This window comes from Nonomuraea deserti (genome assembly GCF_004348685.1).
Classification (GTDB): Bacteria; Actinomycetota; Actinomycetes; order Streptosporangiales; family Streptosporangiaceae; genus Nonomuraea; species Nonomuraea deserti.
Map to the genome: position 1 here is coordinate 21,142 of NZ_SMKO01000069.1, position 22,781 is coordinate 43,922.

Annotated in this window: 20 protein-coding genes and 3 pseudogenes; 9 read left to right on the forward strand and 14 right to left on the reverse strand. The window is 69.6% G+C overall.

The genetic code is table 11. The features are described from left to right. Positions 1–621: 621 nt before the first annotated feature. The 4 genes from E1292_RS24430 (at position 622) to E1292_RS24445 (ending at position 5,018) form a co-directional block, all read left to right on the forward strand. Positions 622–1,947 carry a cytochrome P450 gene (locus tag E1292_RS24430; RefSeq protein ID WP_165974712.1) on the forward strand — a complete coding sequence of 442 codons (1,326 nt, stop codon included), beginning with the start codon at positions 622–624 and terminating at the stop codon, positions 1,945–1,947. A gap of 51 nt (positions 1,948–1,998) precedes the next feature. Then, a complete protein-coding gene (locus E1292_RS24435; RefSeq protein ID WP_132597544.1) occupies positions 1,999–3,441 on the forward strand; it encodes an MFS transporter in 1,443 nt (480 codons plus the stop codon). Between the two features lie 98 nt (positions 3,442–3,539). Further along, entirely contained in the window at positions 3,540–4,433 is an 894-nt protein-coding gene (locus E1292_RS24440; protein WP_132597545.1) for an NAD(P)H-binding protein, read from the forward strand. Between the two features lie 279 nt (positions 4,434–4,712). Continuing rightward, positions 4,713–5,018: a hypothetical protein gene (locus tag E1292_RS24445; RefSeq protein ID WP_132597546.1), complete on the forward strand. Its 306-nt coding sequence runs from the start codon at positions 4,713–4,715 to the stop codon at positions 5,016–5,018. A gap of 729 nt (positions 5,019–5,747) precedes the next feature. On the opposite strand, the gene E1292_RS24450 is transcribed toward E1292_RS24445, so the two are convergent. After that, positions 5,748–6,137 carry a hypothetical protein gene (locus E1292_RS24450; RefSeq protein ID WP_132597547.1) on the reverse strand — a complete coding sequence of 130 codons (390 nt, stop codon included), beginning with the start codon at positions 6,135–6,137 and terminating at the stop codon, positions 5,748–5,750. A 145-nt stretch (positions 6,138–6,282) separates the two neighbouring features. Continuing rightward, complete coding sequence (locus E1292_RS24455) at positions 6,283–6,651, reverse strand: hypothetical protein (RefSeq protein ID WP_132597548.1); 369 nt, start codon at positions 6,649–6,651, stop codon at positions 6,283–6,285. Between the two features lie 452 nt (positions 6,652–7,103). Between E1292_RS24455 and E1292_RS24460 the strand changes: the two genes are divergently transcribed. Then, the gene (locus tag E1292_RS24460; RefSeq protein WP_220447042.1) at positions 7,104–8,624 is read left to right on the forward strand and encodes a M28 family metallopeptidase; all 1,521 of its coding nucleotides are present in this window, start codon (positions 7,104–7,106) and stop codon (positions 8,622–8,624) included. Positions 8,625–8,778: 154 nt separating this feature from the next. Here E1292_RS24460 and E1292_RS24465 read toward each other — a convergent pair whose 3' ends face one another. The 4 genes and pseudogenes from E1292_RS24465 to E1292_RS55025 form a co-directional block, all read right to left on the reverse strand. Continuing rightward, positions 8,779–9,354, reverse strand: a complete 576-nt coding sequence (locus tag E1292_RS24465; protein WP_132597549.1) for an NADPH-dependent FMN reductase — start codon at positions 9,352–9,354, stop codon at positions 8,779–8,781. A gap of 83 nt (positions 9,355–9,437) precedes the next feature. Then, complete coding sequence (locus tag E1292_RS55015) at positions 9,438–9,584, reverse strand: hypothetical protein (RefSeq protein ID WP_281284054.1); 147 nt, start codon at positions 9,582–9,584, stop codon at positions 9,438–9,440. 147 nt (positions 9,585–9,731) lie between these two features. After that, positions 9,732–10,082 (reverse strand): annotated as a pseudogene (locus tag E1292_RS55020) (ATP-binding cassette domain-containing protein); the annotation flags it as partial. Positions 10,083–10,362: 280 nt separating this feature from the next. Then, positions 10,363–12,609, reverse strand: a pseudogene (locus E1292_RS55025) (DHA2 family efflux MFS transporter permease subunit); the annotation flags it as partial. Between the two features lie 75 nt (positions 12,610–12,684). Here E1292_RS55025 and E1292_RS24475 point away from each other — a divergent pair. Together E1292_RS24475 and E1292_RS24480 are read left to right on the forward strand one after the other, a co-directional pair. Beyond that, a complete protein-coding gene (locus E1292_RS24475; RefSeq protein ID WP_165974713.1) occupies positions 12,685–13,116 on the forward strand; it encodes a MarR family winged helix-turn-helix transcriptional regulator in 432 nt (143 codons plus the stop codon). A 433-nt stretch (positions 13,117–13,549) separates the two neighbouring features. Beyond that, on the forward strand, positions 13,550–13,996 hold the full coding sequence (locus E1292_RS24480; RefSeq protein ID WP_132597551.1) for an ester cyclase: 447 nt from the start codon (positions 13,550–13,552) through the stop codon (positions 13,994–13,996). Positions 13,997–14,257: 261 nt separating this feature from the next. Here the strand turns inward: E1292_RS24480 and E1292_RS24485 are convergent, their stop codons facing one another. After that, positions 14,258–15,034, reverse strand: a complete 777-nt coding sequence (locus E1292_RS24485) for an SDR family NAD(P)-dependent oxidoreductase (protein WP_220447043.1) — start codon at positions 15,032–15,034, stop codon at positions 14,258–14,260. A 600-nt stretch (positions 15,035–15,634) separates the two neighbouring features. On the opposite strand from E1292_RS24485, the gene E1292_RS24490 reads away from it, so the two are divergent. Next, entirely contained in the window at positions 15,635–16,426 is a 792-nt protein-coding gene (locus E1292_RS24490) for a S1 family peptidase (RefSeq protein WP_132597552.1), read from the forward strand. 105 nt (positions 16,427–16,531) lie between these two features. Here E1292_RS24490 and E1292_RS24495 read toward each other — a convergent pair whose 3' ends face one another. The 5 genes from E1292_RS24495 to E1292_RS24515 form a co-directional block, all read right to left on the reverse strand. Further along, complete coding sequence (locus E1292_RS24495) at positions 16,532–19,240, reverse strand: ATP-binding protein (RefSeq protein ID WP_132597553.1); 2,709 nt, start codon at positions 19,238–19,240, stop codon at positions 16,532–16,534. Positions 19,241–19,417: 177 nt separating this feature from the next. Then, the gene (locus E1292_RS24500; protein WP_342775688.1) at positions 19,418–19,891 is read right to left on the reverse strand and encodes a hypothetical protein; all 474 of its coding nucleotides are present in this window, start codon (positions 19,889–19,891) and stop codon (positions 19,418–19,420) included. Between the two features lie 9 nt (positions 19,892–19,900). Then, the gene (locus tag E1292_RS55860; RefSeq protein ID WP_132597561.1) at positions 19,901–20,578 is read right to left on the reverse strand and encodes a bifunctional DNA primase/polymerase; all 678 of its coding nucleotides are present in this window, start codon (positions 20,576–20,578) and stop codon (positions 19,901–19,903) included. Beyond that, positions 20,545–21,345, reverse strand: a complete 801-nt coding sequence (locus E1292_RS54005) for a maleylpyruvate isomerase family mycothiol-dependent enzyme (RefSeq protein ID WP_132597554.1) — start codon at positions 21,343–21,345, stop codon at positions 20,545–20,547. The genes E1292_RS55860 and E1292_RS54005 overlap by 34 nt, the downstream gene beginning before the upstream one ends. 106 nt (positions 21,346–21,451) lie before the next feature. Continuing rightward, a complete protein-coding gene (locus E1292_RS24515) occupies positions 21,452–21,652 on the reverse strand; it encodes a hypothetical protein (protein ID WP_220447045.1) in 201 nt (66 codons plus the stop codon). A 57-nt stretch (positions 21,653–21,709) separates the two neighbouring features. On the opposite strand from E1292_RS24515, the gene E1292_RS24520 reads away from it, so the two are divergent. Then, entirely contained in the window at positions 21,710–22,111 is a 402-nt protein-coding gene (locus E1292_RS24520; protein WP_132597555.1) for a hypothetical protein, read from the forward strand. A gap of 6 nt (positions 22,112–22,117) precedes the next feature. On the opposite strand, the gene E1292_RS24525 is transcribed toward E1292_RS24520, so the two are convergent. Further along, a complete protein-coding gene (locus tag E1292_RS24525; protein ID WP_246090302.1) occupies positions 22,118–22,516 on the reverse strand; it encodes a recombinase family protein in 399 nt (132 codons plus the stop codon). A gap of 5 nt (positions 22,517–22,521) precedes the next feature. Continuing rightward, positions 22,522–22,781 (reverse strand): annotated as a pseudogene (locus E1292_RS24530) (cyclase family protein); the annotation flags it as partial.

Below are 22,781 nucleotides of genomic sequence, written 5' to 3' on the forward strand. Positions count from 1 at the left end.
CCGCAAAAAGTCCGGTAGCTACCCTCTTGGCCCCGTATGCATGGCGGCCGGCTCTGGGACGGTGACAGGAGGCGTCCTCAAGGTGAAACCCGGCGGCAGCGAGAACGCCCGAGTAAGCCGCGGCCGACCGTGTGGCCTGAAGGAAGTCCGGTGAGATGGCGCCACGGCGGATCAGGTGCGAACCGTGAGCGATGCGATCGAGTGCCACCGTGAGCGGGTGTGTGCCGCCGATCCTCTCGTCGCCGTCGAGGATTCATCCCGCGGCCGCGGCGGGCGTCGAGACTGCCGTCCCCGGGAAAGTTACCAGGGCCTCAGTCGCCGCCGAACGGCAGCCACTGCGATCGCAGAAACAGATGTGGAGCAGGTATGAAGCTGCCCTTGGTTACTCTGACCGCGCAAAAGAGGCACGTACCGCGCGATTTGGGCACACGTGGTCTTTTGTAAAGGTATTTCGGCTGCCGGAGGGAGATGGATCTCACATGACGAAGATCATGACGCTCACGGTTCTGCGCCTCAACAGGGGCAAGATGGGTGGACGTTACCACTGGGCAACGCCTACCGGATGAATGCCGGTGGGTCCGGCCAGGAGGCCGGACCCACCTCTCTCCTGGAATGGAATCGATGTCCGACCGATATCAGCCAGTCCCCGGCCCGCCCGGCCAATTCCTGATCGGCAACACCTACGAGTACGACCGCGACCGCCTGGGTTTCCTGGCGCGAACCCAACGCGAATATGGGGACGTATTCCGTTTCAGCGCCTCAACGGTCGTCGTCCAGGATCCGGAATTGATCCACGACGTTCTGGTCCGGACGAACGCGGAATTCCGTGCCGAGAGCCCGCTCGTGTCGGGTGCGACGTCCAGGTTTCAGGACATCATCGACCGCCGGCTGCCCGTCTGGATGTCGACACGGCGTAAGGGCTGGCGTGGCATGAACCCGTCCGGATCGGCGGCCCACAGTTCCCGGTTGGTGGGACAACTCGCCGCCATCATGGATGAGCAGGCCGGCCGGGAGATCGATGTCCTCTCGCTCATGAAGTCCTTCTCCGGCCAGGCCATCGCCGACTTCTGCCTGGGCGGGCATCCGGCGCACCGGGAATCGGTGCGGGCGGTCGCGGAGGCCGTGGACAGGGCGGCGACAGCGGCAGCCGCGCTGATGTCCAGCTCGCTGACATTGCCGCACTGGCTGCCCACTCCCCGCATCCGCAGGTTCCGCCGTACCGCGCAGGACGTCAGGTCGGTGCTCCTCGATCAGGTGGCACGCCGACGGGCGGCGGGCGTCCGGCCGCACACCCAGGACCTGCTGGATGAACTGCTTCATGGTGCGGGAGCGGAGCTGACCGACGAAGCCATCTATGACGTACTCAACGTGGTGCTCCGCGCCTCTCATGGTGTGCCCGGCGCGTCCCTCAGCTGGATCGTGCGCCAGTTCGCGATGGATCCGGACCTCGCGGCTCGCGTGCGAGCCGAAGCCGACGAGGTGGACCTCGCCACGTCAGGCGATCCCCTCGGGACAGCCGACTTCCCCTACACCGAAGCCGTGATCAAGGAAGTGCTGCGGATGTATCCGCCCACGTGGCTGATGGGGCGCGACATCGTCCGTGAGGCACGCGTGGGGGAGTGGAATCTGCAGCCCGGACAACATTTGATGTTCTGTACCTATCTGGTGCACCGGGATCCCCGATGGTGGAAGGACCCGGAAGAATTCCTTCCGGAACGATGGCTCGACGGCGAGACACCTCATAGCCGATACGCGTATTTCCCCTTCGGCGCGGGACCGCGCATCTGTCTCGGTAACCAGCTCGGCATGTTGCAGTTGATTCTGGCCACCGCCTGGCTCGCGACAAGGTTCGACATCGAAGTCACCAACCTCGAGAGCGCTGTGCCGGCGCCGCAGGCACTGCTCGTCCCCCGTGGGCTGCGCGCCGTCTTCCACCCCCGGGTGTAGGCCGCGGCTCGCCATGAGAATGCGGCCCGCCGGGGAGCGAACAGGAGAGAGATGAGCGTCGCCGAAGATGATGTGGAACGGGGGGAGCACGAGACGGACCCCGGTTATCGGTGGCGCTGGCCCGCTCTGGTCGTCATCATGATCGGCTCCGCCATGGAGATGCTCGATGTCTCCGTCACGGTGCTCGCCGGACCGACGATCCGGTCGAGCCTCCAGGGCGGTACGTCGGATCTTCAGTGGTACAGCGCCACCTACACCCTGGCCCTGGCCTGCGGCCTGATCACGGGCGGCCGGCTCGGTGACATCGTCGGCCGCAGGAGGATGTTCCTCATCGGCATGGCCGGCTTCACGCTCGGTTCCGCGCTGTGCGCGGCCGCCGTCACATCGGAAATGCTCATCATCGTGCGGGCCGTCCAGGGACTGTTCGGCGCGGCGATGATTCCGCAGGGCCTGGGCATCATCAAGGAAATGTTCCCGCCGAGCAGTCTGTCGCTGGCGTTCAACGCCATGGGGCCGTTCATGGCCGTCTTTTCCTTGGGCGGGCCGGTTTTCGGCGGCTGGTTGTTGGAGGCCGACCTGCTGGGCGCCGGCTGGCGGATGATCTTCCTGGTGAATGTGCCGATAGGTGTGGTCGGCGGGCTGGCCGCGCTGCTCACCTTGCCACCCGATCCACCCTCACAGGCGGTCAAACTGGATTGGCCAGGCGTGGCCCTGGCTTCCGTGGGATCGCTCCTGATGGTCTTCCCGATCGTCCAGGGCCGCGAGTATGACTGGCCGATCTGGACGTATGCGATGATGGGCGGGTCGCTGGCCGCGTTCATCGTCTTCGGCCGGCACGAAGCGCGCAGGAGTCGCCGGGGCGCCGACACTCTTGTCGTGCCGGGCCTTTTCCGGAAACGTTCCTATGTCGCCGGGATGACCGTGGGCCTGATGTACTTCGCCGCGCTCTCCGGCTTCGGGCTGGCTTTCACCCTGTACCTACAGCTCGGGCTGGGCTATTCGCCGGCGAAGACGAGCGTGACAGGGACGGCGATGACAGCGGGAATCATCGTCGGCTCGCTCGTGATGCCGAAGCTGAGCAAGTACGGCCGAAGGGTGTTCCACGGCGGCGCCGCGATAACCGTCGCCGGCCTGGTGTCTTTGTCGTGGGTCATGTGGATGGACGTGACGCCGTGGCGGCTCGTGCCCTCTCTGCTGGTGGCGGGGCTGGGATCCAGCCTGATGATGGGGCCGTTCTTCGCGCTGTCGCTCGCCGACGTCGAACCTCATGAGATGGGCACGGCAACGGGCGCGCTGTCGGCACTTCAGCAAGGGGGAAGCTCTGTCGGCGCCGCTCTGCTCGGCACCGTCTTCTTCGAGACGGCCAACCATGGATTCTCCGTTCCGGTCGCCGCGTTCGCCGCGTTCGCGGTGGCGGGAGGGATGGCCGCCCTCATGTTCCTGGCCGGTTTTCTCTTCCCGGCCTACCGCCCCCAGCCGGACCTGAGATCGTGATGTCTTCGAGCTCGGCGTCCGCCACGACCAGAATTGCCGCGGCGCCTGCATGCACAGTCATGGCGCCCTGGCTGCCGCCACAGTGAGGTGTTGGCTCGATGTCCGACGTTCACGTCCTTGTCACCGGCGCGACGGGCACTGTCGGTAGCGCGATCCTCGCGGTCATGACCTCCCGTGGTGTGCCCGTCCGTGCCCTCGCGCGCAACCCCGGCATGCTCCCCGAGAACCCGCTCGTCGACGTCGTCAAGGGCGACTACGACGATCAGCGTTCCCTCGACGCCGCCACCGCCGGCGTGGAGGTGGTCTTCTTGCTGACGACGCCCGAGTCGCCCGTACCGCGTCACGACCGGGCGATTCTCCGTGCGGCCCGATCGGCAGGCGTCAGCAGAATCGTCAAGCTCTCCGCCACCAGTGCCGGCGCCCGGGGGCCGAACAACAGGATCGTGGGAACTTGGCACCGCGCGGCCGAGGACGCCGTGACCGCCAGCGGGCTGTCCTGGACGATCCTGCGCCCGTCCAGCTTCGCCTCGAACTTTTTGCGATGGGCGGATGCGATCAACCAAGGCCATCCGATCCCCAACATGACGGGTTCCGGTCTCCAGGGCGTCATCGATCCGCGGGATGTGGCCGCCGTCTCGGCCGAATGCCTGCTTTCCGGTGTCGGAGCGGGGCAGACCATCACCTTGACGGGCCCGGAGCTGTTGAGCGTCCCCGACCAGGTCGCTCGCCTGGCGCGCGTGCTCGGACGGCAGATCACCACCGTTGACGTGCCACCCGACCAGGCGCGCGAGCGGATGCGGTCATCCGGGATGGCCGGCCCTGCCATCGAGACGGTCGTCGCCGGGGCGACCTGGGCGCGGGAAGGAGGCAACGCCCGCATCACGGAAGAGGTGAGAAGGATTCTCGGGCGCCCGCCGGGCACGTTCGAGAGCTGGGCCCTGGATCATCGTGCTGCTTTCGACACCCCTCCGGCGTCGCCGCCCTCGCGCTGACCGACGTGGTCCACAGTGAACCGGTCATTTCCCGGACGTGCCCGCCGCCGCGTCCGACGCGAGCACCCCGAACAGCACCCCGCGGAGCTGGTCGTGACCATGTTCCTGCCGTGGCGAGCACACCGGGGCCGCCTACAGCGTGCAGTTCGGCCCCTGAGCGGAGCTGACACCTGATTGAAGTCGGGCGCCGCGACCATGGATGGCATGTCGCGCCCGTCGACCGACGTCGGGAGGCGGATGTGTCAGCGCCGGCATGTGCCCCAAACAGGAGGTTTTCTCATGCGCATCATCGCTCGTTATGCCATCGCGACGGCGGCGGCCGCGTCAGCGCTGGCGATCGCGGCCACGCCGGCCATGGCGGCGACCGGCCAGCTCAGTCTCCGCGGGTCGGGACAAAGTCTGGTGGTCCTGAACCCGAAGGCCGGGTGCATCAACACCGCCTTCGCCATCTCCCAGGTCGCCAACGACACCAACGTGCCCGTCATCGTCTACAACGACCCCGGATGCGCCGGCTCCGGGCTGGTGGTCGCACCGGGCAGCAGTGCCTCGGTCGGGGCCCGTCACAGCGTGAAGGTGCCGTCCTGACCGTCACCGGTCCTGCCGGCTCGGTGAGCCGGCCTCGATTCCGGACGGCCCGGTGACGGTCCCCGCGCGATCGTGAGATCAGTGTCCGGCCGATCACACGGAGGTCGCTGTGCCGCCTTCCAGACCGTCGCGATTCGCGGAAGCCGCGAACTCGCGACGGTCTGCCGTGGATGCCGGCTCTGCCGTCCGAACCTCTGCTGTCCGGGAACGCCTTCCGACCGGGCCCGGACGCCGCGGATCCGGGATGATGACCAGGTGAAGTGCCCCGAATGCCGTCTGATCGGTCGGGGGCGGCCGATCCGGCTGACCGCCGACCGACTGAGGACGTTGCCGGGCGCTCCGGCCACGTCCGCGGGCAGGACGGTGTCCATGGATCGGCGGGCCGAGATGTGTGGTCCGCCGACAGCCGCAGGAGCCTGCAGAACTGCGCCGCGCGGCTGCGCGGCGCCCTCGGCAGCCGATGGATAGAGACGAGGCCCGGCGGATACCTGCTGCGGGTGGGCGCCGACGACGTGGACGTCCTGCGCTTCGGATGCATCCTCGACCGGGCCGCGCGCCCAGGACCCCGAGCTGGCGCGAACTGCTCGACGAGGGCCGGCGCTGTCAAGGGGCGCGCCGTTCGAGGACATCGCCTCTGCCCGCTCCGTCGCCGACCTGCTCGTGGAGCGGCCCGCCGTCTCGCTCGCCGCGAGCACGCCGCCGGGCCCGCGGGTGGGCCCGCGGGGCGCGTCAGCCGGAACCGTGCGCGGTACGGCAGGACACGCAGGCGTGCTTGAAACTCCTCGCGCCGAACCCGATGTTGGCCTGGCTGCCGTGATTGACGGCCCTGACCGACCCGGCCGTGCAGTTCGTGGTCGAGTAGAAGTAGCCCTCGATACTGCGCTTGTTGATGTACGACCAGTAGGAGGTGCTCAACGTCTGGCAGGTGCCGCTCGGCGCGGGGGTGATCTGAAACGCGGTGCAGCAGTAGTCGGCCTGCCGGTAGATGCAGAACGTACCGGAAGCGCAGGCGGCGCCGGCGGCCGCGGTGCCGCCGCCGGACACCGTCGCGGCAAGGAAGGCCAGCACCCCGGAGGCGATCGCTATGGCTCTGCTTCGTCGCGGGTTTCGTGCTCTCATGTCGATGGCTCCTCGCGAGGGTGGATGACGGACGGATCCGTCAGGGGGCGGATCGCTGATCAGTCAGGACCCGGCCGTGCTCAGAACTGCATCCTGTGCTCTCACCGCGGGCGGGGCATGCCGGGCAGCGGCGTGCCCCCGCCGGTCACATGACGCGGGCCGCTTCGTCGCCGCGGCAGGCCACGCAGTAGCGCAACAGATCCACCCGGGTGATCGTGCCGGCCGGGTTATACCGCTTCTTGCAGTAGGCGCGCCAGTGGCCGGTGGCCTCCAGCCGGGCGCCCGCCGTCTGGCACTTGCCGCACGCATCCGGGTTGTAATAGGAGGAGTCGAAATAGTATCCACCGCTGTAGGGACCGTCTCCGCAGGCGACCGCGAGAGCCGCGGCCACGCGAGCCTGACCGGCTCCGGCGCTCGCGGCCCCGCTCGTCAGCACCGAGACGGCCGCGCCCAGCATGGCGGCCGTGCCCAGCAGGACGCTTGCTCTCTTCCATCCCGTCCGGGGAAAGACCATGTCGCCTCCTTGTGATTGAGTACCGATTATCAGGACGGGCACACGGGATAAACAGGACGACAAGGGGACATATAGCGGACTTAAGTCGTCGGCGCACCGGTGGCGAGGCGGCGCCGCCGGACGGCCGGCTCGCGAACCTCGATCGCTTCAGTCGCTTCGTTCTTTTCGACATCCTCATGATTCGCAGCCGACCCGCTCAGAACGGGGTAAGTGACGCTGCGCCTCATTCCGCCAAGATCACCGCAGGTGGCATGACCAACCCGTTCCACCTTGAAGGACTTTTGAGAGCTTCGACCCTGCGCGGAGTGAAGCGGGAGTGAAACCGGCACTGACTAGGTTTCCGGCCTCCGTCAAAACCCATCACTCCCGGGCGAGGCCGCGACCGCCGCGTCCTCTCGTTCGAGAAACCGATGATCCCTCAGGAGGGACAGTTGCCCCGATTCTCTAGGTTTGTGGCGGCCTTTCTGACGCCGATGCTGGCGGCCGCGGCGGCCATGGGCGCCGCACCGCCACCTGCCTCGGCCGCCGCCGACGCCGCCGCGGACGTCGACACCGGCGCACTCCGCAGCGCCATCACCCTCGACGGGGTCACCCGGCACGCGCGCGCCCTGCAGCGGATCGCGAGCGCCAACGGCAACACCCGGGCCTCCGGCACGCCGGGCTACGACGCGTCGGCGGCCTACGTCAAGAAGGCCCTGGCGGACGCCGGCTACCAGGTGACCGAGCAGAGCTTCACCTTCCCGTTCTACCGCGAGCTCGCGCCCGCCACGCTGGCCCAGACGTCGCCGAACCAGGTCACCTACGAGACGCTGGCGATGGACTTCTCCGACAGCGGCGACGTCACCGGCCAGGTCGTCCCCACCAACGACGTCCAGGTGCCGCCCGGCGCCCAGCCGAACTCCTCGACCTCGGGCTGCGAGCCCGGGGACTTCACGCCGGCCGGCGCCGAGCCGCGGATCGTGCTGATCCAGCGCGGCACCTGCTCCTACGCCGTGAAGGTCGCCAACGCCGAGGCGGCCGGCTACGACGCGGTGGTCATCTTCAACGAGGGCCAGGAGGGCCGCCAGGCGCTCGTGCCGGGCAGCCTGTTCACCCCGGCGCACGTCCCCGTCGTGCTGCTCAGCTACGCCGACGGGGCGGCGCTGCACGCCTCGGCGCAGGCCGGGCCGACCGAGCTGAGCGTAATCACCAGGACGGAGATCCGGCCCGACGCGGTGACGTCGAACATCATCGCCGACTCGCCGGGCGGCGACCCCGGCAACGTGCTCGTCGTCGGCGCGCACCTGGACTCGGTCACCGGCGGGCCCGGCGTCAACGACAACGGCTCCGGGGTCGCGGCGCTCGTCGAGATCGCGCGGCAGATGGCGGCCCTGAAGATCACGCCGCGGCAGAAGGTGCGGTTCACGTTCTGGGGGGCCGAGGAGTTCGGCAGCCTGGGCTCGCAGCACTACGTGGACAACCTGACCGACGCCCAGCTCGGCGCGATCGCGGCCAACCTGAACTTCGACATGATCGGCTCGCCGAACTTCGCCCGGTTCGTCTACGACGGGGACGGCTCCGAGTTCGGCGTGCCGGGCCCGGAGGGGTCGGGCGAGCTGGAGCGCGTCTTCACCTCCTACTTCGAGGGGCGCGGCCTTCCGCTGGCGCCGACCGTCTTCGACTTCCGCTCCGACTACGTGCCCTTCTTCGACGCGGGCATCCCGACGGGCGGCCTGTTCAGCGGCTCGGAGGGCATCAAGACCGCGGCCGAGGCGGCGCTGTTCGGCGGTGTCGCGGGGCAGCCGTACGACCCGTGCTACCACAAGGCGTGCGACACGATCACCAATGTCAACAACACGGTGATCCTGGAGCTCACGCACGGCGCCGCGCACGCCGTCCTGACCAGCGCCCTCTCCCAGAACCTGGCACCCGCGCAGGCCGACCGGGCCGTCCCGCGCAAGGTCGCCAGGCCCCTCCGTCCGGCCGAGGGGTGAGGGTGGCCGGATAGAGCCGGAGCGAGGCGGGCTGCCGGCCCCGCACCCGCCTCGCTCCACTTCGTCCGGAGCGGCGCCTTCTCGGACAGGCCCGCACGACTCGTCAACGGGACCTGCGCGCCGCCCCACGCTCCGTCATCTCCCTGCCGGGAGATCACTCGACCGGGGCCTGGCGTTCGCGCAGCGTACGCAGCGCGCCGCCCCAGGCGATCACCTGGTCGAGCATGGTGCCGACCGCATCCTCGTGGTGGGCCGCCGGTTCGAAGACACTGAAGTTCTCGAAGTCGCTGAACAGCGACAGCCCGACCTGGGCGCGCACATCGGCGACCTGGAGTTCGCCCATGATCAGCCGCAGGTGCTCCACCGCGCGGGCACCTCCGTTGACGCCGTAGCCGACGAATCCGGCCGCCTTGTTGTGCCACTCGCCGTAGAGGAAGTCGATGGCGTTCTTCAACGCGCCGGAGGTCGAGTGGTTGTACTCCGGCGTCACGAACACGTACGCGTCGAAGGAGGCGATCTTCGCGGCCCAGGCGCGGGTGTGGGGCAGGTCGTATCGACCCATCGACGCCGGCAGCACCTCATCCAGCAGCGGCAGGTCGAAGTCCTTGAGGTCCACCAGCTCGAACTCGGCGTCACCGCGTTTGATCGCCAGGTCGCGGACCCAACGAGCCACGGCCTCCCCATTGCGTCCGGGGCGGGTGCTGCCGATGATGATCGCTACTTTGATCATGATCACTCTCCTTTTCAGGGTGGATGGCTGGACTTCGCGGCCGAAAGCCGCGCATGGTGCTGATGCGGGTGGGACGGGCGAGGTCAGGCGGCGAGTGCCGGGTGCGCGCCCCTGCGTGTAAGGGCCGCGTACCGGCCGTCCAGGGCGAGCAGTTCGTCGTGGGTGCCGCGCTCGGCGATGCGGCCGCCGGCGAGGACCACGATCTGGTCGGCGCTTGCGACGGTCGACATCCGGTGGGCGATGGTGATGGTGGTCCGTCCGGCCGACAACGCCGTGAGAGCTTGCTGAATGGCGTGTTCGGTTTCGGTGTCCAGGGCGCTGGTGGCCTCGTCCAGGACGAGGATGGGCGGGTTACGCAGGACGGCGCGGGCGATGGCCAGGCGTTGTTTCTCGCCGCCGGAGAAGCGGTGGCCGCGTTCGCCGACGAGGGTGTCGTAGCCGTTGGGGAGGGCGGTGATGTGGTCGTGGATCTGGGCGAGCTCGGCGGCCCTGACGAGTTCGTCGTCGGTGGCGTCCGGTCTGGCGAAGCGCAGGTTGTCGGCCACGGACGCGTGCAGCAGGCAGGGCTCTTGGGAGACGACGCCGACCGCGGCTGCCAAGGTGTCGAAGCCGAGGTCGCGGACGTCGACACCGTCGATGCGCACGCTGCCCCCGGTGACGTCGTACAGGCGTGGCACGAGGTAGCCGAGGGTGGTCTTGCCGGAGCCGCTCTCGCCGACGACAGCCAGGCTGCTGCCTGGGGACGGTCAGGTCGATGCCGGTGAGCGTGGGCCGGCCGGGGTCGTAGGCGAAGGTGACGCCGGTGAAGGTGATCTCGCCGCGGACGCGGGGCAGGGATGCCGGGCGGACGGGTTCGGCGATGTCGATGGGCAGGTCGAGGTAGTCGAAGACGCGGCCGAACAGGGCCAGCGAGCTTTGCATGCTGACTCCGGTGGTCAGGAGCGACAGCATGGGCCGGAACAGGGCCTGTTGCAGGGTGGCGAAGGCGACCAGCGTGCCCAGGGTGGTGGCCGGGATGCCGAGCGCGCTGGTGGCGCCGGCGTAGAAGTAGATCAGAGCAGGCAGCGCGGTCATCACGATCTGGATGCCCGCCATGCGCCAGCGGCCGGTCATGCTGGAGCTGACTTCGAGCTTGGCCAGGACGGCCGATTGGGCGGTGAAGGTGTCGGTGAGCGCATGGGCCTGACCCATGGTGCGGCCGAGCAGGATGCCGCTGATGGACAGGGCTTCCTGTACGTCGGCGGACATGGTGGCGAGCTGGTTCTGGCGGCGCGTGGTGATGTCCTTGCGTTCGGCGCCCACCCGCCTGCTGATCAGGACGAAGACAGGCAGCAGGAGCAGCGAGACGATGGTCAGTCGCCAGTCCAGGGCGATCATCGCGATCATGGTGGCCACGACGGCGGTGAGGTTGGACACCAACGAGGTCGCGGTCGAGGTGACGGTGGCCTGCATGCCGCCGATGTCGCCGGCGATGCGGGACTGGATCTCCCCTGTGCGGGTGCGGGTGTAGAAGGCCGGCGACATGCGCTGCAGCCGGGCGTAGACGGCTGAGCGCAGCCCGTGCATGACACTCTGGCCGACGCGGGTGGACAGGTACGTTTGCGCGACGTTGAAGACGCTGGTGGAGACGGACACGGCAACCATGCCGGCGGCCAGAAGGCTGAGCAAGCCGAGGCGCTGCTGCGGGATGGCCACGTCCAGTATTTCCCGCAGCAGGAACGGCGAGGCCACCGACACCAGGGAGGACAGTCCGACCAGCAGCGCGACCACGCTGAGTGTGGCCCGGTGCGGGCGAAACAGCCGCAGGACGCGGCTCAGGGGCACTGCGGGACGAGACGTGCGGCTGTCCGGCCGGGTGCTGAGGAGGATCAGCACGCCCAGTGCGCCGACCGCCAGGATGCCCGACGCCCAGGCGGTGGCGGTGGCGTAGCCGTGCACCGTCGCCGCCAGACGCCCGCCGTACGGGTGAGCGGCGGTGGCGGTGGCGGCGATGGTGCTCATCAGCGCGAGACCGATCGAGGCGCCGACCTGTTCGGAGGCGTTGAAGAGCGCGCTGGCGACACCGGTCTCGCGATCGGCGACCTGGAAGGTGGAGAGGTTCGCGGCCACCGGTGAGATCAGGCCGAGCCCGGCCCCGAACAACACCAGCGCGGGGAGCACGTGGACGGCGTAGCCGCCGGCGACGTCGAGCCGGGCGAGCCAGGCCATGCCCGCCGCGGCGAGAGCCAGCCCGGCGCCCAGGAGCAGGGCGGGCCGTAGCAGGATCGTCAGCCGCCCGGCCAGCGTGGAAGCGATCAGCACGGTGCCCGCGAAGGGCAGGAACGCCAGGCCGGTCTGCAGCGCGCTGTAGCCGGCGATGGATTGCAGGTAGAACGACACGAGCAGGAACATCCCGAACATGCCGATCATGACCACGACGAACGCCAGGTAGGCACCGCCACGGATGCGGTGGGCCACGATGCGCGGGGGCAGCAGGGGGTCCGGGGAGCGTGCTTCGACCGCCACGAAGGCCACCCCGAGGACGAGACCGGCGGCGAGAGTGGCAATGGTCAGCGGGGCGGACCAGCCGTTGGTGGCGACCGCGCTGAGCCCGTATGCCAGCATCGCGAGCGCGGTCGTGGCCAGTACCGCGCCGAGCGGGTTCAGCCGCGGACGCTCGCTGCCGCGGCTGTCGGTCAGGACCCGGGCGGCACCGACCGCGGCGAGCAAGGCGAGGGGGACGTTGATGTACATCACCCAGTGCCAGCTCAGATACTCCGTCAGCAGCCCGCCGAGCACCAGCCCGAGGCCGGAGCCGCCGCCCATCACCATGCCGAACACCGAGAACGCCCGGCCCCGTTCGCGCGGGTCAGGGAATGTGGCGGCGACCAGCGACAATGCGGAGGGTGCCAGCAGCGCGCCGAACGCGCCCTGACCGGCGCGGGCCGTCACCAGCACGGCCAGGTTCTCGGCCAAGCCGCCGACGGCCGAAGCGAGGGCGAAGCCCGCCAGGGCAATGAGAAACGCCCGTTTGCGACCGATGCGGTCGGCGACACGGCCGCCGACCAGGAGCAGCCCGGCGAAGGCCAGCGTGTAGGCAGTGATCACCCAGTGTTGATCGGCGGCACGCAGGGTGAGCGTCCGGCTGATCGAAGGCAGCGCGACGTTCACGATCGTGACGTCGAAGACCACCATCAGTTGTCCTGACGCGATCACCGTCAGGGCCCACCAGCGCCTGCGTGCCGGCTCTGGCCGGGAAGCGGTGGATGAAGACATGAGATCCTCCTTTCCGCTGAGTTATCAGCTTTACTGATATAGAGCAGTATCAGTAAAGCTGATACAGTGTCAAGGGTGGACCAACCGCTCAGTCACCTGCTCCGCGCCTCCAACGCTCTTCGGGCCGCGCTCCGGCACAGCCTCGCCGACCTGGACCTCACTCCCGTGCAGAACACGGTGCTGCACCGGATCGCCGGCACCCCCGGCAGTTCCTCGGCCGAGCTGGCGCGCTACACGCACGTCGCTGCCCAGACCATGCACAAGCTCATCGCCGAGCTACAGCAGCGAGACCTGCTGGAACTGCGCCCGAGGCCCGGTCACGGCCGCATCCTGGACGCCCACCTGACCGGCAAAGGGCGGCAACTCCTCAAGGAAGCGGACGTCAAGGCCCGGGCCATCGAAGATCGCATGGTCGCGGGGCTCGACGAACCGCAACGCCGCCGGCTCGTAGAACTACTCGAGCACTGCACCCAAGCCCTCGACACGCCGTACGACGACCAGCGATAGCCATGCCGGGAGAGCTCACCCCTCGCTCCCGCACCTGTCGGGCCACCCCGCGCCCGAGCGGTCCAAAACCGGGACGACCTCACCGTCGTCCCGGCGACGCGGCCGACCGCGCCCAGCGGATCGACGCCCCTCGTTCGGCGGCTGCGCGAGGACCCCGGCGACCGCGCCGAATTCACGCCGTCGCCGCAGACCCGAAATTCATCGAGTACGCCAGGTGGAAGAGGAGAAGCTCGTGGACACGTACGCACGGTTTGCTGGGCCGGCGGTCGTCGGCCACCGAATGGCGACGATGCGGGGCATCAGCCGGGCTTTTGCCGGACATATTGCATTCAGCATGTCCGCTCTTCTTCAGCGAGTTGACAGGCGCCACCCCGAAATCAATACTCCCTCGTAATCATGACGCGTCCGCACCGAGTTCGCCGGGAGGCCCATCGTGACCACGTCGTCAACCGTGCGCGAAGCGCGTGAGACGCTCGTCCGCACCCATTTCGAGTCCGAGGCCGCTCAGGAATTCGACGTCACCATGACGACGATGGCCCACCCTCGTTACGAGCTCATCCCCACCGGCGAGGTCTTCGAGGGCGAGGAGCAGGTGCGGGGTTATTACCACAGGACGAGGACCGCCTTTCCGAACCAGCGTCACGACAATGTCCGCCTGCACCATTCCGACACCGCGGTGATCGCGGAGTTCGACCTGCTCGGCACCCACCTGGGCGAGCTGTACGGCATCCCGCCCACCGGCCGGAGCTTCCGCTGCCCGGTGGTGGCGTTCTTCTTCTTCGACGGGCCTGAGGGCGACAAGATCATCTGTGAGCGGATCTACTTCGACGCCGCCACCATCACCGGTCAGCTCGGCATCAGCCCGAACCCGGCAGGGTAAGTGGTCGCGCCGCGCCGGTCGCCGCCGCCGCCGGCGGCCACGGCCGCTGGGAAGGGCGCCTTCCGGCTCGTCCCGCCCATGATCTGGACGCGGTCCGCGCCGCCGTCGCGCGCCGGATGGTCCTCGCGCCCACGGCTCCCAGGTCCAGTTCGTCGAGGCGGTCGCCGCCCTCTGGCGGCGACCGCCTCGACGACACCCTGGCCTGGATGCGCCGGCGCCTCACCGTACCGCAGAGCCCTGCGGTCGCGGAGGTGAGCCGCGCTAGGAGAACGGTCCGCGTGCCGCGAGACCGCCGTCGAGGATGAGACTCTGGCCGGTGATGTAGGAGGAAAGAGGAGAGGCGAGGAACACGACCGCGTCCGCCACCTCGGCCGTACGCCCCGGCCGCCCGAGGGGAATCATCGTGTAGTCGTCGTCGGGATCAGCGAGCGCGGCCACCACAGGTGTGGCGATCGCTCCGCATGCCACGACGTTCATGCGAATCCCCTGAGGGCCGTATTCGGCGGCGACCGTTCTGGCGATGCTGGCCAGGCCGGCCTTGGCCGCCCCGTAGGCGCCCTGGAGCGGGCTGCCCAGGTATCCCGTGATCGAGCCGATGCTGACGATCGTCCCGCCCCCGTTGGTGCGGAAGATCCTCAGGGCGGCCTGGACCGCTCTGGCCACGTAGCGGAGGTTGAGCTCGAACATGGTGTCCCAGTCCTCGTCGGCCGCCTCGTGCAAGGGCACCGCCGGGACGAAGGCCGCCTGCCCGCCCACGACCGTCACCAGCACGTCCAGGCCACCGAGTTGCTCGGCCGCCGAGGACACCAGGTTCGCCACGCCCTCCCGGGACCGCACGTCGACGGTCAGCCCCACGGCCTTGACCCTGTCCGCGACCTCTGCCGCCGCCTCCCGCGCACGTCCGGCATCGATATCGGCGATGGCGAGGCCGGCTCCGGCCGCCGCGAAGGCGCGCGTGATCTCGCGGCCGATGCCTCCGCCTCCGCCGCCGATGACCAGCGCCTTCTTGCCGTCCAGTACGTTTGTGTACCCGTTCACCCTTGCTCACTTTCGTCAACGTGGAAGGCGCTCATTCGAATGGGCGTCGCCCGTGCCCGGCTCGCCTGCTCCTCGAAGTCCCCGCCGCTCGCTGCCCGGCACGACTCAACGATCTCCGGAAATCATCTTCCGTCATCCGGGAACCATACTCATCCGCCTCCATGCGGTGCAGGTCGGGTGCTTCAGGCGCGTAGAGGGCCGACGCCGCTCATGATGTCGAGCGCGAGCCGGTGTCCGCACGCGGCACGGTAGGCGATGCCGGGCCGCTCACCGCCCAGGGTCGCAGGAAGGAATGCAGGCCTTCCCGGGAAACTCGTCGGCATCGGCCTGCGGCGACGCATACGCGGTCCCGCTGAATTCGAGCCGAACTCGACGGCCACCAGAACCGTAGCGAGACTTCTTCGTTCCGAAATACCCAAAACCAAGGGCGAGCAGGCGCACATTTCCCGGCGCCTTCATATGTCAGCCTTTTCGTCGGGGCGGGGTGGGGCCCGCGCGGTGTAGGTCACCTTTTCTCAGAAGTCGAGATGAAGCCGGTCGTGCGTAGCTTCGTCGCCGGGCGCGCCGGACGGGCGAGCCGGACGAGACACAGGGAGACTGATGACGAGCAGGCTTGTGCGCATGGCCCTCGCGCTCGCCGCGACCATCGCGCTGACGCTGATGGCGGCGGGGACCGCGTCAGCGGACCGTGATCCAAGGATCATCGGCGGCGATCCGGCCACCGAGCAATACCGGTTCGCGGTCTCGCTTCAGTACCGGGATCAGGGTACGCGGCCCTCGCCGCACCGATGCGGTGGCGCACTGATCCACTCGGACTGGGTGCTGACCGCGGCGCACTGTGTCGCGGGCCGGCTGCCGGCCGACTTCAAGGTCAGCATCGGCTCGAACGACTACCTGGGCGGCACTTCGGTCGACATCGCCGAATTCATCGTCCACCCGCTCTGGGGCACGGGTGCCCAGAGCATGGGCGACATCGCCCTGATCCGGCTCATGAGGTCGGTGGATGCGCCGACGATCCAGCCCGCTCGCGCACCGGAGGGCGCGCCCGTACGGATGATCGGCTGGGGCTTCACGGTCGACGGGGACGCCACATCGATACCGCGGGAGCTGCGCCAGCTCGACACGAAGTTGTTGCCGTATTCCGACTGCAGGTGGGGCGACGAGTTCCAGGCCACGCCCGGTGACCTGTGCGCGGCGCGGGGCAAGAACGACACCGCCGGCGCCTGCAGCGGTGATTCCGGCAGCCCGCTGCTGTATCGGACGTCGACCGGCTGGAAGGTGGTCGGCGTGACCAGCCGCAGCGGCGGCGAGACCGGATGCCTGAACACGCCCGAGGTCTACACCAGCGCGGCGCACTACTGGTCGTGGGTCAAGGTCACCATGGGCACCTGATCCCGGCCTTGCGGATTCTGTTGCCGCCTGTGCGAGGAGGCGGGCAGGGACGACGGGATGTCCGCCGGAGTCCCTGCCCGCCTGGCTGCGAGGACGGCGGCGGGCTCAGGTGTTCAGCAGTGCGCGGATCTCGTCGGCTTCTGGGCTGCCGATGTCGGCCAACCGGTCCAGGGCTTCCTGCCAGCGGCGCTCGGCCGCCGGAAGGTCGCCGGTGTCGCGCAGCGCGCAGCCCAGCACCCGCAGGGCACGGGCGGCGCCCAGGCTGCACCCGCTCTGCCGGTGCAGGTCCAGCGCCTGCTGGGCGTGGCTGAGCGCCGGGTCGAGGTGGCCGAGCCGGTGGTGGGCGGCGGCCAGCGTGATGTGGGCGTAACCCTGCAGGATGCGCATGCCGGCCGCGGCGGCGATGCCCAGCGCGTCCCGGGCGCTGCCGAGAGCGCGGTCGGGCTGGTCGAGCGCGAGACTGACGTCGGCCAGCCCCAGCCGCGCGCCGGCCTCGGTCGTGGGGCTGCAGGTCTGCTGGGCCAGCGCCAGGGCCCGCCCGTACTGGTCAGCGGCGTCCCGGGTATGGCCGAGACGCAGGTGCACCCTGGCCAGGACGATGCGGGTCCTGGCCTCGGTGTAGGGGTCGCGGATCTCGCCGGCCAGCCGCAGCGCCTCTCGCGCCGTGGTCAGCGCCTCCTGGATGTCGCCGGTGTCGCACTTGATCGCGGCGAGGGAGCGCAGGAAGTAGGCCTCGCCGAATCGCGCGCCCAGCTCCTGGTAGAGCCGCGCCGCGTCGGTGAGGTGCCGGTGGGCGGACTCCAGCCGGCCCCGATCGTGGTCGACCTCGCCCAGCGCGCCCAGCACGATCGTCTCCGCGACACGTGAGCCGGTCTGCCGGTACAGGTCGAGCGCCTGATGGAGATGGACGACGGCCTCGTACAACTCGCCGAGCTCCCGTTCGACCAGGCTGAGGTCCAGCAGGCTGTCGGCCTGCCCGCCCAGCCATCCACTATGGCGGTACAACCTCACCGCCTGGGTCAGGTCGTCCGCGGCCTGCCGGAGGTCGCCCGACAGCAGGGCCACGGTCCCCTGGCAGCTCAGGGCGGCGGCCTGGCCCTCGGTCCAGCCGACCTGCCGGGCCAGGGTCAGGGCCTCGGCCAGATGCAGCCGGGCCGAGCGAGGGCGACCGGCGGCCCGTTCGGCCTGGCCGAGGCTGAGGTGACCGGTGACCTGGGCGCGCGCGTCGCCGGCCGTCGTGGCGGCGTCGAGGCCGGCCTGGGCGATCAGCTGCCATTCCACCATCGGACGCCGCTGCCAGAAGTACTCGCGCAGCGCGTCGGCCATGCGCCAGGCGGCCGGGTGGGGGCCGTGGCCGGCGGCGTACCGGCTGGCGGCGACCAGGTTGGGCAGCTCGTCCACCAGCCACGCCGCGGCCTCCGGCAGGCCGGCGAACGCCGTCGATGCGGGGGTGGCGGCCCCTGGCGGGAGGGGCAGCCGCATCGCCTCCGGGAACAACAGCGCAGCGGCCGCGTCGGCGCCGGCCACATACCAGTCGAGGAGCCGTTCCAGGGCCGCTTCGCACGCCTCCTCGCCGTCGTGCAGGTACGCGCGCCCGCGTGCGTACGCCTTCAGCAGGTCGTGCATGCCGTACCGGTCGCGGGCCTGCGGCTGCGCCAGGTGGGCCTCGACCAGTTCGGCCAGCGCCCCTCGCGCGTCGGCGACCTCGATACCGGCCAGGGCCGCGGCGCCCGCGACGCCGACGTCCGGGCCTGGGACCAGCCCCAGCAGCCGGTACAACCGTTGGCGGTCGGGGGCCAGGCGGTGGTAGGAGTGGTCGAAGGCGACCCGGACTGCGACGTGGGGATCATGAGCGACCGTCAGAGCGTCCAACGGGTCCTCGTCCTGCAGCTCGGCCAGGTACTGCGCGATGGACCTGTCCGGACGTCCCGCCAGGTTGGCCGCGGCGATGCGCATGGCCAGTGGCAGGTAGCCACACATGCGCGCCAGCGCGGTCACCGGCTCGGGTTCGGCCGCCCCTCGCTCGTGCCCGATGGTGTGCCTCAGCAGCGCCGCCGCCTCGTCGGGGTCGAGCAGTCCGAGCGTCAGCCGGTGGACGCCGTGGGTGGCGGCCAGCCCGGTCAGCCGGTCGCGGCTGGTCACCACCGCCATGCACTCGGACCCGCCGGGCAGCAGCGGGCGGATCTGCTCGGCGCTGTGGGCGTTGTCCAGCAGCACCAGCACCCGCTTGTCGGCCAGCAGGGAGCGGTACAGGCCCGTGGCCTCCTCCACCTCCGCCGGGACCTGGTCGGCCGGGATGCCCAGACCGCGCAGCAGCCTGGCCAGCGCCTGCGTCGCGGGGAGCGGCGGGCCTGGCGCGTACCCCTGGAGGTTGATGTACAACTGCCCATCGGGGAACCGATCGGCCACCCGATGCGCCCAGCGCACCGCCAGGGCGGTTTTCCCGACGCCCCCCATCCCGTCGATCGCGGTGATCAGCGCCGTGCCCTCGTTGCGGACCTCGTCCAGGGATGCCAGTTCCCGGGTGCGGCCCACGAACGCCGCCACGTCGGGAGGCAACTGCCGCGGCACCACCCACACGGGCGTCTCACGCGGACGCTGCGGATCAGGACCCGCCTCTCTGATCAGAGCCGACAGTTCCGCGGCGTCCAGGTCGAGCGCCCCGGCCAGCAAGCGCAACGACGACAGGTGCGGCCGTCGTAGCGTGCCCGCCTCCAGCCGCCGCACGGTCCGCTCGTGAAGGCCCGCCAGATCGGCCAGCTGGCGCTGGGTCAGCAGCGCCCGCTCGCGCCAGACGCGCAGCAACGTACCCAACGCCGCTTTCTGCGCCGGAGGGTCGTTCTGTCCATTGGCGCGTGCTTGCAGTGACACAGACGTCCTTCTCCCGCTCCCCCGATCAGGCAGACCAGTGATCGTCCTGGTGGGGCCGCCGTCATGGCGAACAGACTGCCAGCCGACGGGACGGACGGGAAGACTTGCTGCAATCCACCTCTACGGCGTGCACGCGGCGCCCTTCGGGACAGACTGCTCCGGCGGTGGGTGGCTCGGGTCGGAGCCGAAGCAGTCGTGGCGCATCCGCCTTGCCTTGATCTTGTCTCCGCCGGTGAGTAGCTTGACGGGCGCCTCGTCGAAGCGGTCGCCCGGCTTGAGCTCGGAGCAGGCGATGACACGGCGACCGTGGAGCTCGGACAGGTCAGTGGGGTGCTCGTTGCAGGCCTTGGCCATCAAGAAACCGGGGCGGGGCCGCATCGGCATGATCACCGAGTAGTTGGAGCATGACCTCCAGCAGAACGGATCTGCCGTTCTTGCCGGCTCCGGTCCGGGGCGGGCACCGGTGCGCAGGTCGGCCACTCCGGCCGGCGTGCACAGGACGTAGGGGTCGGCGTCGACCATGGCGGCGTCGAGTGCCATGCCGGGCGCCGCTTCGGCTTGCACGGGCATGGCATGGATACCAGCGGTCGACAGTGCTCTCTTCTAGTGGCGGCTTGTGACGGCTTGTGACGGCTTGTGGCGGCTTGTGGCGGCTTGTGGCGGCGCAGGTCGGCCGACTCCGGCAGCAGTCCGTCGTTGGTGACTGGGGACGGCGGCGCGGCGGCTTGTCCAGTACGCGCGTGGTGGGCGGCGGTGGCCAGCAGGGTCTCGGCGTCGTGCACGGACAGGTATCCTCCTGCGACCAGGCCTCCGGGCGTGTAAGCCGCTCGGTTGAGTTTCGCGGTGAAGCCGCCGCCCTGCGGGACGCTGGCGCACGTTCCGGCTTCGGCCAGCCAGCCGTTCGGCGGAACTGTGGCCGCCGCCGACCCGGATGACGGCTTGACCGGCGCGGGGCGGTACCGGCGCGGTGGGACGCGTGACGCCTGCGCCGACCGGCGAGGGCGCGTGGCCGGCGCGGGTGAGGTCCTGCGTCAGCCAGCCAGCCAGGCAGGCAGCCAGGCAGGCAGGCACCCAGCCAGGCAGGAGCGCCGGCTCACGGCACTCCCCCACGGCGGTGTAGCTGACGTCGGAGGTGCGGGTACCCGGCGCCACGATGAATCCGCCGTGGGCACGCACGTCGACCTGCCGGACCAGGGCACGCGAGGGACCGGAGCCGGTGGAGCACCGGAAGGTCGTCCGAGCGCGGGTCAGTCGGTGACCCAGTCCATGTGTCCGATCCAGTGGTCGAACAGTGCCCGATCGCCGTGCACTTCCAGTTCGGTAGCCGCATTCAGCGGGCGGCGTCTGCTGAGTACGAGCAGGAGTTCGGTGGCTGGGCCGTCTACCGTGACGTCCGCCTTGGTATGCGTGTGCTCCAGGGCGATCTTGTCCGGCTCTCGGCGTGCCAGCCATTCCCCGGGGGCGTCAGTGGCGTGGAAGTGCAGGGTTTGGCCGTTGCCACGCATGGCTTCGGCGAAGCCTGGCCTGTTCTCCCAGTAGCCGGGGGAGGTCATGGTGTCCAGCCAGTCTTCGGTGGCTGCAACGGCGAGTTCCGGTGCTAGTTCGTATCGTTTGCCGAGTGCTGCGGCAGCGTCCGCGCGGTGGACGCAAGCTTCGCCGAACAGGCGGCGTGACCAGAACGGGACGCCTGCGGCGGCGCCGGATGGGTCCCACACGTGTGTGTCGTCGGTGGCCGAGTCGAACGCTCGCTTCGCTTGGGCTGCGGCGTCGGTGAGCCAGGCGCGCCATTGGGCCGAATCGGTCGGACCCGGAACGTAGCCGGCATATGCCTTGCTCGGTTCGGTCATCTGCTCACCCACGAGCATGGCCACCATACGTTGCGTCGCGCCGACATGGTCGACCAGATCGGCCAGCGTCCATTTCGGGCATGTCGGCACCGGGGTCGTCGCATCCCTGCCGTCCACCCAATCGGCGAACGTCCTCGTCTGCTCGACAACAGCGTTCAGGTACGCGGACGCGTCCATCTGCACCTCCAAGATGCGGGTCATGCGGCCTGATTCTCGCCTACGGACATGTGCGTGGCCAGGCCACTTACCGGCTAATTACCGGGCACTTCCCGTGGCGGCGATCGAGGCAGCGGCGGTGTGCCTCGACTCAGCCCGGCCCGTCCATCAGGGCGGTGACATAGGCATCCAGCTGCTCCTCCACGGCTCGCGTCGTCAGCTCTGCCCTCCCTGCCTCCCGCCATGGCCGCGCCACCAACCGCACGTCCTCCGAGTAGGCCAGCCCGTCCCGCACCTGCCAGTACAGGCGCTCGCTCCCGCGCTCCCCCTCATGGCCAGCTGCGCGGAGCACGGCTGCCGCCTGGAGAACCTTCACGACGTTCGCCGGGCCCACCGCTACGGCGAGTCGATGACCCCTCGCCCTGTCCCGGACGCCGTCGCCGCGCTGGACCGGCTCACCGTCGAGGGCATCGCCACTGGGAGCGTCATGCTGCCCTCGCGCACGGTGCACGTCGGGGAATGGCTGCGGCTGCTGCGTACGCTGTTGGTGGAGGTCAGCATGGTGGACTCCCGGGCTGGCCCCGACTCGGCCGCCCTCCTGCACCAGATCTGGGACGCCGCGGATCTGCCGTTCCGGGCTGGCATGTCCTTCTGGCGGCCGTACGAGCGGCTGAGCCCATCGCGTCAGGAAGCGATGCTGCAGGCGGCGGCCACCGCGGTGCAACTGGCCGCGAACGGGAGGATCATTCCCGGCGGCACGCTCGGCTCAGCGCTGCAACCGGCTCCACATCGGCGGAAGGGCAGCAGGTGAGGCGAGTCAGCCCATGGCAGGCGCCGCTGCCGCGTTGGTGTCGTGTTCGCGCAGCATCCGTAGGACTGTGGCCGGGGACGGGTGCCGGCCCTTCTTCTTGCCTTTGGTGATGACGAGCCGGGCGGCGATGTCGCGCAGGCTGAGGTTCTGCTCGCGCAGGTGCAGGGCCATGGAAAGCATGGCGTCGTCGGTGACGGCGGCGCCGCCGATGGCCTTGCCTCGGCTGCGGGCCGATTCGTGGCCTTCCAGGGTGCGCTCGCGGATGTACTCGCGTTCCATCCCGGGCAACGCAGCCAGCACGGTGAACACGACGCCGGCCGGGTCGTGGGAGCCCTGCAGCTCGCCGGTGAGGAACTCCAGCCCGATGCCGGCGGTGCGCAGCTGCTCGGCCAGGGCGGCGTGCACCGCGGTCAGAAGGTCGCGATCGGGTTGACCGGGCTGCCGGACGTACCGGCGAAGCGGACCGGCGCGACGGCGAGGTGGAAGTCCCACTGGCCGAGTTCGGCGGCCGTCGCCGCGCACGCCTCCAGGTCGCAGTTGTCGAGCATCCACAGACCCATCGCGACGAGGCTCACGGCGTGCACCGGCATCAACACGCCTTCGTACCCCGACGGCTGAACGTCCTGAGGGGTGTCGGCGCCGATCAGCGCGACCCCGCGTTCGTGCAGCC